The sequence below is a fragment of the Staphylococcus haemolyticus genome, assembly GCF_006094395.1.
Lineage (GTDB): Bacteria > Bacillota > Bacilli > Staphylococcales > Staphylococcaceae > Staphylococcus > Staphylococcus haemolyticus.
Genome location: NZ_CP035291.1, coordinates 769,343 through 782,636, shown reverse-complemented (window position 1 = coordinate 782,636; position 13,294 = coordinate 769,343). Strand labels below are relative to the sequence as shown.

16 protein-coding genes are annotated in these 13,294 nt (G+C 33.3%); 1 reads left to right on the top strand and 15 read right to left on the bottom strand.

The features are described 5' to 3' along the window. Positions 1-15 precede the first annotated feature (15 nt). From EQ029_RS03675 to EQ029_RS03645, 7 genes are all read right to left on the bottom strand, one after another. Positions 16-1,755, bottom strand: coding sequence for a lactose-specific PTS transporter subunit EIIC (locus EQ029_RS03675; protein WP_057504708.1), 1,740 nt, complete (start codon positions 1,753-1,755; stop codon positions 16-18). 5 nt (positions 1,756-1,760) lie between these two features. Continuing rightward, positions 1,761-2,075 carry a PTS lactose/cellobiose transporter subunit IIA gene (locus tag EQ029_RS03670; RefSeq protein ID WP_037558570.1) on the bottom strand — a complete coding sequence of 105 codons (315 nt, stop codon included), beginning with the start codon at positions 2,073-2,075 and terminating at the stop codon, positions 1,761-1,763. A gap of 19 nt (positions 2,076-2,094) precedes the next feature. Beyond that, complete coding sequence (lacD, locus tag EQ029_RS03665) at positions 2,095-3,072, bottom strand: tagatose-bisphosphate aldolase (protein ID WP_037558571.1); 978 nt, start codon at positions 3,070-3,072, stop codon at positions 2,095-2,097. Positions 3,073-3,075: 3 nt separating this feature from the next. Further along, the gene (locus tag EQ029_RS03660; RefSeq protein ID WP_037558572.1) at positions 3,076-4,008 is read right to left on the bottom strand and encodes a tagatose-6-phosphate kinase; all 933 of its coding nucleotides are present in this window, start codon (positions 4,006-4,008) and stop codon (positions 3,076-3,078) included. A 12-nt stretch (positions 4,009-4,020) separates the two neighbouring features. Continuing rightward, the gene (gene lacB / locus EQ029_RS03655) at positions 4,021-4,536 is read right to left on the bottom strand and encodes a galactose-6-phosphate isomerase subunit LacB (RefSeq protein ID WP_037536041.1); all 516 of its coding nucleotides are present in this window, start codon (positions 4,534-4,536) and stop codon (positions 4,021-4,023) included. Positions 4,537-4,552: 16 nt separating this feature from the next. After that, entirely contained in the window at positions 4,553-4,981 is a 429-nt protein-coding gene (gene lacA / locus EQ029_RS03650; RefSeq protein WP_037558573.1) for a galactose-6-phosphate isomerase subunit LacA, read from the bottom strand. 249 nt (positions 4,982-5,230) lie between these two features. Then, entirely contained in the window at positions 5,231-5,986 is a 756-nt protein-coding gene (locus EQ029_RS03645) for a DeoR/GlpR family DNA-binding transcription regulator (RefSeq protein WP_037536036.1), read from the bottom strand. A 269-nt stretch (positions 5,987-6,255) separates the two neighbouring features. On the opposite strand from EQ029_RS03645, the gene EQ029_RS03640 reads away from it, so the two are divergent. Next, positions 6,256-6,987 carry an NAD-dependent protein deacylase gene (locus EQ029_RS03640; protein ID WP_049394552.1) on the top strand — a complete coding sequence of 244 codons (732 nt, stop codon included), beginning with the start codon at positions 6,256-6,258 and terminating at the stop codon, positions 6,985-6,987. A gap of 133 nt (positions 6,988-7,120) precedes the next feature. On the opposite strand, the gene rpsI is transcribed toward EQ029_RS03640, so the two are convergent. The 8 genes from rpsI to EQ029_RS03600 form a co-directional block, all read right to left on the bottom strand. After that, the gene (rpsI, locus tag EQ029_RS03635; protein WP_011275150.1) at positions 7,121-7,513 is read right to left on the bottom strand and encodes a 30S ribosomal protein S9; all 393 of its coding nucleotides are present in this window, start codon (positions 7,511-7,513) and stop codon (positions 7,121-7,123) included. Positions 7,514-7,532: 19 nt separating this feature from the next. Further along, positions 7,533-7,970, bottom strand: coding sequence for a 50S ribosomal protein L13 (gene rplM, locus EQ029_RS03630; RefSeq protein ID WP_011275149.1), 438 nt, complete (start codon positions 7,968-7,970; stop codon positions 7,533-7,535). 252 nt (positions 7,971-8,222) lie between these two features. After that, positions 8,223-9,026 (bottom strand): tRNA pseudouridine(38-40) synthase TruA, encoded by an 804-nt coding sequence (gene truA, locus EQ029_RS03625; RefSeq protein ID WP_037558577.1) that lies wholly within the window; start codon positions 9,024-9,026, stop codon positions 8,223-8,225. Between the two features lie 4 nt (positions 9,027-9,030). Continuing rightward, entirely contained in the window at positions 9,031-9,837 is an 807-nt protein-coding gene (locus tag EQ029_RS03620) for an energy-coupling factor transporter transmembrane component T family protein (protein WP_037558580.1), read from the bottom strand. Beyond that, positions 9,827-10,690: an energy-coupling factor transporter ATPase gene (locus EQ029_RS03615; protein WP_037558581.1), complete on the bottom strand. Its 864-nt coding sequence runs from the start codon at positions 10,688-10,690 to the stop codon at positions 9,827-9,829. The genes EQ029_RS03620 and EQ029_RS03615 overlap by 11 nt, the downstream gene beginning before the upstream one ends. Beyond that, the gene (locus tag EQ029_RS03610; protein WP_011275145.1) at positions 10,687-11,499 is read right to left on the bottom strand and encodes an energy-coupling factor transporter ATPase; all 813 of its coding nucleotides are present in this window, start codon (positions 11,497-11,499) and stop codon (positions 10,687-10,689) included. Before EQ029_RS03610 ends, EQ029_RS03615 begins: the two co-directional genes overlap by 4 nt. Positions 11,500-11,944: 445 nt before the next feature. Next, entirely contained in the window at positions 11,945-12,316 is a 372-nt protein-coding gene (gene rplQ / locus EQ029_RS03605; protein ID WP_011275144.1) for a 50S ribosomal protein L17, read from the bottom strand. 21 nt (positions 12,317-12,337) lie between these two features. Beyond that, on the bottom strand, positions 12,338-13,282 hold the full coding sequence (locus tag EQ029_RS03600) for a DNA-directed RNA polymerase subunit alpha (protein ID WP_016931142.1): 945 nt from the start codon (positions 13,280-13,282) through the stop codon (positions 12,338-12,340). Between the last annotated feature and the right edge of the window lie 12 nt (positions 13,283-13,294).

The following is a 13,294-nucleotide window of genomic DNA, read 5'->3' as shown; positions in this document are numbered from 1 at the left end:
ACTTTCATCTCCTAATTATTTTTCAAATTGTTGTTGAACGAAGTCTAATGCTGCTTTGCCATCTCGAGTTAAATTAATATATTCAACACCTTGTGTTTTAGCTAATTTAATACCTAGTCGATCTGTATCTTGCTTAATGTCTTCATAATTTGAAGCCACTTGTGGTGCTAATATGATTAAATGATAATCTTTCATAATATCCATGTGAGCACCATAACCACCTGCTGCAGCTTTAACTGGAACATTGTATTCTTCTGCTGCTTTATTTAAAGCGTTAGCTAATAATCCGCTAGTTCCTCCACCAGCACATAATACAAGTACATTTGTTTGTTCTGTAATGTTACTTTGTTGCGCTACTTCTTTACCTTGATCTGTTTGGGAATGACTAGCTTCAGATGCTCCAGCTGATGCTAGGATGGCATCTGCTTTTTTAGTATCAAAGTTTGCTGCCACTTTGTCTTGTAATTCATTATTAGCTTCTTTATTTCCTAATTCTTCTTCTAAAATTTGTTCATCATAAACTTTTACAAATGGGTAGTAAATGATAACATCTACTACGATTAAGACGATTGCTAATACGAATGACCAGAATGCAAAACCAGTACCCATCACGATACCTAAAGGACCTGGCGTAGTCCAAGGTAAGAAGATACTAAAACTATTCATTCCTAATACATCGACGAAGAATTTAAATATCCATACGTTTGCAATTGGTGCAAAGATAAACGGAATAAAGAATACTGGGTTTAACACTAAAGGTGCACCGAATAAAATCGGTTCATTTACACCAAAGAAGGTAGGTACTACAGATGCTCTACCAATCGCTTTATTACGTTTCGATTTCGTTAACCACATGAACATAAATGGCACGACTAAAGTTGCACCAGTACCACCCATCGTAACTACGAACATTTGAGTACCTGGTGTAATAACGTTATTAGCATGTTCTCCAGCTTGAATTAAATGTAAGTTTGCTTCTAAGTTAGCATAAGTAATTGCTGCAATTGCTGGTTCTACAATTGATGGACCATGGATACCCACAAACCAGAAGAATGCAAAGGCACCAAAGATAATTGTTACACCGACCCATCCATCTGCTGCTGTAAATAATGGTTCGAATAATTTTAATATGCCATTTGCTACGTTAGTATGTGCTGTTGATCTAACAATTAAATCTAGCGCATATAAAATAATAATTACTGCTGATAGCGGGAATATATCCTTAAATACTTGTGAAATATTTGGTGGAACTTCTTTAGGCATTTTGATTGTAATATTTCGTTTGATAAAGAAGTTATAGACAATTACAGTAATAAATGCTGAAAGAAAGGCTGTTAATAAACCTTTAGTTCCCATAAATGCACTTAAAAATCCGCCATCTTTAGCAGAATCAGCTGCTAGGAATAAGAACCCACACATTGCTGCCATCATCGTAGAGATAAAGTTAATTTGATTTGTTTTATCTAGTTTCCGGTTAAATGAATCAGTTAACGATTTGTCAGTAGTACCTGCTACAATAAAACCAACAATTCCCATCGTGTAGTTATATGGTTTCATTAAGATACCTTCCATAGTTTTACTCCATGTAAAACCAAACACGTTAGGAACATACGTAACTAAAATAAAAATACTAGAGAATAAGATAATTGGGATTGCCGCAATAAATCCATCACGAATTGCTCTTAAATAAATATTGCGAGATATTTTTTCAAAGAACGGTTTACCTTTCTCAATCCAAGCAATTAATTTGTTCATAGCATTCAACTCTCTCTTCTATATAATTCTAATAGATGTTTCATCAAATCTTTTAACAGTAGTGTTGTCATTAAATGGTCTTGACCATGCATCATTGTTACACTATAAGCAATGTCTTCTCCTTGTGCCTCTTTAGCTAATAAACTTGTTTGCGCTTTGTGAGCATTTGCAATACATTCATTGGCTTCTTCAGTTAATTCTTCAGCTTTATCTAACTCGCCATTTTTAGCTGCTGTTAGTGCTTCTAACAACTTAGAACGAGCGTCGCCAGCATATGCTACAATTTCAAACCCAAGTAATTGCACTTCTTCTCTATTCATCATTAACGCCTCCTTTAAATTATTTTGATTTCCATGATGTTGCAGTTGTTTCTAGTACTTTATTTAAATCATCAATATTTTTGAAACCAGTTGTACGTAACCATTCACGTGCAGCCTCTTCACCTTGTTCGATATATACTTTCACTGCACCTGACCACGTTGCACGACCACAAAGTACGCCGTTAAATTTAGCACCAGCTTCGTGTGCAAATTTTAATGTTTCTTGGAATAATTCTGCAGATACACCAGCACTTAAATAGATATAAGGTAATTGTGTAGAAGCCTCTTGATCACGGAAATATTGAGCCGCTTCTTCTTTTGTATAAACGACTTCACCTTCAGCAAATCCTTCTACATAATTCATATTTACAGGTACTTCAACTTTTAGAACATCCACATTAAATCGTTCTTCAGAGAATAATTTCATTGCCTCATTTACTTTACGTGGTTTTACTTTTGCAAACGCAGCACTCTTATTATCCGGAATATTATCATCGTATGTTAGTACTTCTAAGAAGAATGGTATATCTTCTGCTACACACTCAGATCCAATTCTTTCAATATATGCTTTCTTTTGAATGTTAATTTCTTCAGCATCATCAACATCGTAGTAAAGTAAAAATTTAACAGCATTAGCTCCTTGCTCTTTTAAGCGCTTTGCTGACCATTCAACTAAACAGTCAGGTAAGCGACCTTTAGCGTTTACGTCATAACCTGTTTTTTCGTAGGCTAATAATAAACCACAGTCTTTATTACGAGCATCTGATGCTGGAAGTCCATATTCAGGGTCTAATAAAATTGATGACGCATATTTAGTTAATTCTTCTGAAACTAGAACTTTTAATTGTTCAATTTGTTCAACAGTTGGTTCTTCTGTTTGATGTTCTGCCATCATTCTTTTCAAAGCACCACGTTGGTCAAATGCTAAAGCTGAGATAACCCCATCTTTAGTACTTAATTGTTCTATTGATGCTAATTTTTGTTGTGATTTTGTCATTAGTTACACCTCTATAACTTCAATTTGTTGGAATATTTCGTCAAATTTATTTACATTAATATGTCCTGTTTGGCTTTCCATTGCATTTAACATTCCAAATGCATTAGCTTTTTTCAATAAACTTTCATCCTCATCATGATGGATTAATCCCGAAGCAATGCCTGCAACAGTTGAATCACCAGATCCAACAGGATTCACCACTTCTATGTGAGGAATATTCACTTTATAATACTTATTGCGATGTTTAGCGAAAGCACCTTGGCTTCCTAGCGAAACAATAATCCACTCTATACCGTCAAAAATTGGTTGATTCACTGCATCTTTGAGACATTCAACTTCAGTGGTTACTTTAGTTTGTAACAATTGTGCTAACTCATCGATATTTGGTTTAATTACCGTTGGTTTATATTCACTAAGTAGGACATCTAGTAAAGATTGACCCGAACTATCGAGCACAGTCGATATTTGATGTTGTTCAGCTAACTGAATTAAATCGGCATAGTAATCCGACTTTAAGCCCTTTGGTAAACTACCAGAAATAGCAATGACTTTAGCTCTTTTTAATAGATGTGTTAGATGTGTTTTAAATTCCGTAGCTTCATCCTTGGTAATTGAAGGACCCTGCTCAAGGATCTCCGTTTGTTGTCCTTCATGGAGAATAGCAATACAATTACGCGTTTCTTCTTTAATCTTAAAAAAGTTATGCTTAATTTGAGCGTTGTTTAACTGTTGCTCAATGAATTCTCCCAACTTACCACCTAAGAATCCACTTGCTTCAACATCTTCCCCATATTCTGATAGAACTCGAGTTACATTTAATCCCTTTCCTCCTGCAGTTTTAATCGTTTTATTAACGCGATTCACTGTATCTAGATTAATTTGATCTAAAGAATATGAAATATCAATCGAAGGATTTAGTGTTAATGTTAGAATCATAGATTGTCACCCTTAATCGTGATATTCACCTTTGTCCCATTTTTCTAAAAATTCATCGAAGAAATGAGGATCAGCTTGTTTTTCGTTATGTGCTTCTAAATGTTCAATTTTAGCTATTAATTTTTTATTTTCTTCTGTCGGCTTATATTCAGCTTTTATGAAAGCATCTACAATATCGAAGATGAAAAGTTCACCTACAATTTTTCCACCAAAACTTACGACATTTGCGTTTAATTCTTCTTTAGAATATAGTGCTGTAGTCATATCACGAACTAAAGCAGTACGTACGCCAGGCACCTTATTAGCAGAGTTACTTATTCCAACTCCTGTTCCACAAATACATACGCCTAAATCCGCTTCTCCACTTGTTACAGCTTCACCAACTTTCTTACCGAAAATTGGATAGTGTGTTCTTGTGAAATCGTAAGTTCCTACATCAATTACTTCGTGTCCTTGTTCTTTTAAATGTTTTGAAACTGCCATTTTTGTGTCTGTTACAATATGATCGCAACCAATAGCTATTTTCATATTAAAGTCCTCCTATTTAGCACATTTTATTTAACATATCTACACGGATTTGATGACGACCACCGTCATAGTGTCCATTTACAAATTCTTTAGCGACATGCTTAGCAAGTGTATCTCCAACTATTTCTGAACCCATCGTAATCATACGTGCATTATTGTGACCACGTGTCATGTAAGCAGATCTTTCGTCTGAAACTTCTGCTGCAATCATCCCTTTAACTTTCGTAGCTACCATGAAACTTCCTGCGCCAAATGCATCAATTGCTATGCCTAAATTTTCGTCATTCTTTTGTACTTCTTGAGCAATGGCTAATGTTGAATCAACAAAGTCTACATCCTTGCCTTCTGTCACATCTACTACTTCATGATTATTTTCTTTTAAAAATGCTTTTACTACTTCTTTGAGTCGTTTACCGTCTACATCTGAACCAATAATAACTGTCATAATCATTCTCCTTTAATAAATTGATTCACATATATGTGTCTATTTTTATATTGTGAAAAAGCGCTTTCAACTCTTTATGTTTAAATTATAAACATAAATAAACAATTAATCAACATTAAATGTTTGAATATTGTTTGATAATTAGTTGTTTTAAACAAATAAGTTTTATTTATGTTTGTTTAATCTTTTAGAAAGACAAAAAAGCCTAATATTGTTCAATTTCAAACAATATCAGGCTTATAGTGTGATTTAATCAATCACTTCAGTATGTAATTTTAATTTCTCTATGTTATCTATATCACCCTTATCAATGATGACGGCAGTTAAATCGTCTAACTTGCATAATTGAGTGAAGTCTTCTTTTCCTAATTTTGATGAGTCTACTAGTAAGTACTTTTCAACAGAACGCTCCAAAGCCAATTGTTGAGTATATGCTTCATCAATAGTCGAAGTGAGTACATCGATATCTTTTATGCCATTACAACTAAAAAACATTTTACTAAATCGCATTGTTTTCAGTAGTGTATTAGCCATTTCTCCTACAAAGGATTCAGTTAAATCTCTCATTTCGCCACCTAGTAAATAAACTTTGAAATTAATCGATCTTTTTTCGAATAATATTTTAAATACAGGAAAACAATTGGTAATAACTGTTAATGATTTCAACTCCATTATTTCTGCTAAGCACTCAATAGTAGTACCTGGTCCCAGAAAAATCGTATCATTTTCTTCAATTATTTGAATTGCTTTACGTGCAACACTACGTTTTTCTTCTATATTGTGTGTGTGTTTCTCTTGATGTGATTTCTCTTTAAATTGAAAGATGGAATTACTTCTTGCGCCACCATGAATTTTAGTGAGCAAACCTTTTTCTTCGAGTTCTGCTAAATCACGTCGTACCGTCATATCTGATACATTTAATTCTTCTACAATTTCATTTGTTCTGACGGTACCCTTTTGATTTACGAGTTTAGTAATTTCATCTAAACGATCGTATTTATTCATTCAATTCTTCACTTCCCACATCACATTTTCAAGTATTATTATAATAAATGAATACTTGAATTTATAAAGTTTATTTGCGCATATTAATTTTATACTATTAATCTAGTGAACTCTAATACTTTTCGTCAATAATCTAACTTTCTGCATTTATAAATTAAGACATTATTTCTAGAAAGTGTATTTGATTGTATGTTGTAATAGATATATAAGTAATATTAAAATTATTTTACCAAAAGTAAGCATTAAATTCTGTATATGGAGTGTTTTCAATGAGCAATAAGATAGAAAAATTAAAAGAAATTGTAGATAAATCAAATAACATTGTATTCTTTACAGGTGCAGGTGTTTCTGTCGCAAGTGGTATTCCTGATTTCCGATCAATGGGTGGACTATTTGATGAAATATCTAAAGATGGCTATTCTCCTGAATATTTATTGAGTGTTGACCATCTTAATGATAATAAAGAAAGCTTTATTGATTTTTATCATAAACGTTTACTTGTAGCTGATAAAAAACCAAATATTGTTCATGAATGGATCGCTGAGTTAGAGAGAGAAGGTAAATCTTTAGGTGTCATCACACAAAATATCGATGGCTTACATGAAGATGCTGGAAGTCAGAATATCGATGAAATTCATGGTACACTAAATCGGTTCTATTGCATTAAGTGTGGTAAAGAATATACAAAATCATATGTAATGGAACATGAATTAAGATATTGTGAATCATGTGGTGAAGTTATTCGACCTGACATTGTCTTATATGGTGAAATGTTGGATCAACCAACTGTTTTCCGTGCGCTTGATAAAATTCAAAAGGCAGATACTGTGATTGTATTAGGTTCATCGCTTGTGGTTCAACCCGCTGCGGGTTTCATATCAAACTTCACAGGAGATAATTTAGTCATTATTAATCGAGATAAAACACCATATGATAGAAAAGCAGATTTAGTCATTCATAATGATATGACAGAAGTTGTAGAAGAAGTATTTAAAAAATAAATATAAAGTTCAAAAGCTAGAGGTTTTATGAATCTCTAGCTTTTATTGCATACAAAAAAACACTTCTCAAAGTTGAGAAGTGCTTTGAACGTTCCAAATCTGTAAGCGAATAAATTCGCAACAGCTTTGGCAATTAACGTTTTGAGAATTGTGGAGAACGACGTGCTTTTTTAAGACCTGGTTTTTTACGTTCTTTCATACGTGGGTCACGAGTTAATAGACCTGCGCGTTTTAAAGAACCTCTGTATTCAGGATCTGCTTCTAATAATGCACGTGCGATTCCGTGACGGATAGCTTGTGCTTGTCCAGTGAAACCACCACCGTGTACGTTAACTAATACATCATAGTTACCTTTAGTTTCTGTAACATCAAATGGTTGGTTTAAGTCTAAGATTAATGATTCGAATGGTAAGTACTCACGTACGTCACGTTCGTTAACTGTGATATTACCTTCACCTGGTACTAAACGTACACGTGCTACTGAGTTTTTACGACGGCCTGTGCCTCTATATTCAACTTGTGCCAATGTAATTTCCTCCTTCTAATTAACCACGTAACTCGTAGTTTTCTGGTTGTTGTGCAGCGTGTGGATGTTCAGCGCCACCATATACAAATAATTTTTTACCTTGTTTTTCACCTAAACGTGAACTTGGTAACATACCTTTGATTGAAGTTTCAAGTAAACGTTCTGGATTGTTACGTTTTAACTCACCAGCTGTAACTGATTTGATACCGCCTGGGTGGTTTGAGTGACGATAATAAATTTTATCTGATTCTTTTTTACCAGTTAATTCGATTTTAGCAGCGTTAATGATGATTACATAATCACCAGTGTCAACGTGTGGTGTATAAGTTACTTTATTTTTACCGCGTAAGATAGATGCTACTTCAGATGATAAACGACCTAATGTTTGGCCTTCAGCATCAATAACATACCATTTGCGCTCAATGTTTGATTCATTTGCCATAAATGTTTGACGCATAATAATTGTCCTCCTAAAAATAAATGCTTCGTTTTAGATTACAGGTACGTATCGCAGTCGAACCTACGAACGAGGCCTGCAATCTATTCATTCTGTTACGATTTTCAAAGCGTAAATGTTCATTTATTTTATTCCTGTATAATTTGCTTATATATCTTGTAACACAATAAGTTTCCGGGGCTTATCATGGGGTGGATATAAAACAATACCGTTAACTATGTTATATTTTATAGCTCCGTTTGTCAATGCAATTTAGTCATTTTGTAATGATTTTTTACGATGAATTTTAATATTGTTTCCAAAGTCTGTTATTAAGTCGTTTTCTGCTAAATATATCTTCTCTAAATAGAGACCTTCTGCAGGTGCTGTAAATGGTACATTATCTCTATTCTTTTCATTTAATAGCGTTGGCACTTCACTTGGATGACGTTTACCTTTTCCTACTTCAATTAGAAACGCTACTAACACACGAACCATATTATATAAAAACCCTGACCCTGTTACAACATAGTCAAACCCTTCATTTGTTTGAATGATTTCACTTTGATATACCGTACGTACTCTGCTTTCGACTTCAGTCTTTTGAGAGCAGAATCCTGTAAAATCATGTGTTCCAATGAAATGTTTTGCAGCTTCATTCATCTTAGAATAATCTAAATTTTCCTTAATAAATGTCTTTAAGCCACTTTCAAAAGGATTACGATGCGTTGCTTGATATACTTTATAACGATATCGCTTACCTAGACAGTCATAACGACAATGAAAATGATCATCGACTTGTTGAACTTCTTTGACGTAAATATCATCAGGTAAAGCACTATTCATCGCATACTTCCATTGCTTTGGTTCAATATTTAAGTCTGTATCAAAATGAAAAAATTGTTCATACGCATGTACACCTCTGTCTGTACGACTAGAAGGATGAATGCGAACATGTCTCCGATGCATACGCTTCAATATCTTTTCAAATTGTTGTTGCACAGTTCTTCCTTGCTGTTGAATTTGAAACCCTAGAAATTGACTTCCTTGATAAGAAATATTAACAAGTATACGCACTGTATTACACTCCAATATATTTTAATACTAATAATACTATGGCTATTGGGATGATACTTATTAAGCACATCGTGTCCCCAATATGCCATTGTAGCTTTCTATAACTTGTTCGTTCTACATTAGCATCATAACCACGTACTTCCATAGCAATTGCTAATTCCTCTGCTCTTTGAAAAGCTGAGATAAATAATGGAATCATTAAAGGAAGAAATGCTTTTATACGTGTCATTAAGCCACCCGAACTTAACTCAGAACCTCGTGATTTTTGAGCTAGTATGATTTTATCTAATTCATCCATTAAAGTTGGAATGAATCTTAAAGCGATTGACATAATCATGCTTAATTGATGCACAGGCAATTTAAACCATTTTAATGGCGTTAGCAATTTTTCAAAAGCATCTGTTAAATCGATTGGGCTCGTTGATAGCGTCATTATTGTTGCAACCATAACAATTGTGATGAGACGTAATGAAATAAAGATACCTTCTAAAATACCAGCACTATCAATTTTAATAATTCCAAAATCAACTAATCTTGTACCACCGTGTGTGAAGAAGATATGCATGAAGAATGTGAATATAGTAAAAATAAATATTGGTGTTAATCCTTTAATTAAAAACCATAATTTAATCTTCGCTAAAAACATAAACATTAAAATTAATAAAATAATCCACCCAAACGTTGCAAAAGAATGAGCAAAAAATATTAAAATAATAAACATAAATACAAATAAAACTTTAGCTCGTGGATCTAGCTGATGAATTACAGAGTTATTAGGTAAATATCTACCTATAATTAATTTATTCTTCATGATGTTGCCACTCCTGGTACATACTTACAAATTCCTTCTCAGTAAGTGCGATTGTCTTAAATTTGATACCATGTTTAATTTCAATATCACGTTGTAACTGAACAATATCTGGTAAGTCTATATGCCACTCTTCAAGTTTACTACCTTGTCTAAACAACTCTTTTGGTGTGTCTTGCTCGATAATATTTCCATCATTCATCACGATAATTTCTTCAGCATATTTCGCAACTTCATTCATATCATGAGATACAAGTATGATTGTTTTATTTTGTTTTAGTTGTATTTCTTTAAATAGCTCCATTACTTGTTGACGGCTCTTTGGGTCTAATCCAGCAGTAGGTTCATCTAAAACAATGACATCCGGGTTCATAGCTAAGATTGAAACAATTGCAATTTTACGCATTTGGCCGCCAGACATTTGGAATGGTGACAAAGACATAACATTTCTTGGAAAACCTAACTCTAACAATAAATCAAAAGCTCTTTCTTTCACTTCTTCAACATTCATTCCAAAATTCTTAGGTCCAAACTCAATTTCTCTTTCAATATTATCTTCAAATAATTGTGATTCAGGAAATTGAAATACTAGTCCAACTTTTTGTCTGATTGGTCTAATAAATTTATCTTTAGTTTTAGAATGAATCGTAAGTTCATCATGCTCAATATTGCCATTAGTAGGTTTTAATAACCCATTGAAATGCTGAATTAAAGTTGATTTTCCACTTCCAGTTTGTCCAACAATTGCATAGTATTTACCCTGCTCAATAGTTAAATTAATGTGGTCTAACGCTTTATACTCATATGGTGTACCCTGTTGATAGGTGTAGGTAACATCATTAAACTTAATTTTCATAGCTTTTCGACCAACCCTTCGTAAGTAATAAAGTGATCATCAAATCCTAAAAGTTGATTGATTTTCATTGAGAAAGGTAAATCTAATCCAATTTCTTGTAACATTTTTATATCTTTAAATATTGTTTGTGGATTTCCTTCTTTATAAACTGTCCCTTGGTTCATTACTATGACATGATCGCCTTCAAGCGCCTCAGTTAAGTCATGAGTAATCGAAATAATTGTTACATCTTTAGTTGCTTTAACTTCTTGTATTAAACTCATCAATGATTTCTTGGCTTGAGGGTCTAACATAGATGTCGCTTCATCTAATATAATGACTGAAGGACTTAATGCTAATACACCTGCAATAGCTACTCGTTGCTTTTGTCCTCCTGATAATGAATGTGGTTCACTATCTGCATAATCGGTCATTCCAACGTCACTAATAGATTGTGCTACTATTTCTTTCATTTTTTCAGTTGGAACAGCGTGGTTCTCTAAACCAAACGCAACATCGTATTTGACAATCGAACCCACAAATTGATTTTCTGGATTTTGGAAGACAATTCCAACGTGTTCTCGTATATCTTTGAAATCATTATTAGAGATAGGTGATTGATTGAAAATAATCGTACCATTGGTCGCAATTTCAATACCAACTATTAATTTAGCTATTGTTGATTTTCCTGACCCATTATGTCCAACAATTGAAGTCCATTGATTTTTAGGAATCTTAAAGGATACATTATTTAATGTGAAGGCTGCATCGCCTTGATATTGAAAGTCAACTTGCTTAAGTTCAATAATATTAGTGTTATTCGCCTCCACTAGAATCCCTCCTAAAACTTTGTACTAGTATAGTTTACATGAATATGAATTGCATGTATATTATTGTTTTATTTCATTTTTTCAAAATAAAAAGGGACCGGACAGAATTCATTTCGAATCCATTGTCCTGCCCCCTATTAAGGATGACTAAAACTGAAAAACTAAATAAAAGCTTTCATTTAGGTCAACTAATGCGATTTTTCAATATAAACTATGACCATTTGAGTTCTTAGTATTATATATGATAATTTATTGGTTGAATAGAAGCTAATTGCTTCTTTGAAAATAAAAAAGCGCGCACCCCATCATATTTTAGTTGAGTTCACGCTTTGAAATATATTTAATTGATGGGGCACTCTGAGCTAGACAATATTTGTATGTGGCAAACATTATCGTTGCACTCATTTGCTTTACATATAAGTAGTTAGTGTATTTATATCTTGAATTAATCTACTAATTCGATGATAACTGATTCAGCACCGTCTCCGCGACGAGGACCTACTTTAAGAATACGAGTGTAACCACCTTGACGTTCTGTGTAACGTTCAGCAATTTCACCGAATAATTTTTGAAGTGCAGTTTGTGTAGTTTCATCTTCATTTAAGATTTCAACATTACGTAATGTTTTTGCAGCATTACGACGAGAAGCTAAATCTCCTTTTTTACCTAAAGTGATTAATTTCTCAACAACACTACGAACTTCTTTTGCACGAGCTTCTGTAGTTTCAATGCGCTCACTAACGATAAGTGAAGTAGCTAAGTCACGTAACATAGCTTTACGTTGATCAGAAGTACGACCTAATTTTCTGTAACCCATGAGTTGACCTCCTTTAACTTATTAATCTTCTTTTCTTAATCCTAATCCTAAATCTTCTAATTTATATTTAACTTCTTCTAGAGATTTACGACCTAAATTACGAACTTTCATCATATCAGCTTCAGATTTATCAGCTAACTCTTGAACTGAATTGATTCCTGCACGTTTTAAACAGTTGTATGAACGTACTGATAAGTCTAATTCTTCAATAGACATTTCAAGTACTTTTTCTTTTTGATCTTCTTCTTTTTCAATCATGATTTCAGCATTTTGAGCTTCATCTGTAAGACCTACAAAAATATTTAAATGTTCAGTCAAAATCTTAGCAGCTAATGATACTGACTCTTGTGGAGTGATTGAACCATTAGTCCAAACATCTAAAGTTAATTTATCAAAATCACTACTTTGACCGACACGTGTGTTTTCAACTGTATAGTTAACACGTTCAACTGGTGAGTATAGTGAATCAACAGGAATTACACCGATTGGTAAATCACTAGTATTATTTTGATCTGCTAATGCGTAACCTCTACCCTTGTTAGCAACTAGACGAATTTTTAAATGTCCACCTTTAGACACTGTTGCGATTTTAAGTTCTGGATTTAGAACTTCTACATCACTATCGTGAGTAATGTCACTTGCAGTAACTTCGCCTTCATCTCGAACATCGATTTCTAATGTTTTATCTTCTTCAGAATAGATTTTAAGTGCTAATTTTTTGATGTTCATAATAATTGTAGAAACATCTTCAACAACATTATCTATAGCTGAGAATTCGTGTAAAACACCTTCGATTTCAATGTACTTAACGGCTGCACCTGGTAATGAAGATAGTAGGATACGACGTAAGGAGTTTCCTAGTGTAGTACCGTAGCCACGTTCTAGTGGTTCAACAACGAACTTACCGAATTTAGCATCTTCACTAATTTCAATTGTCTCAATTCTAGGTTTTTCAATTTCTATCATTTACAAAAATCC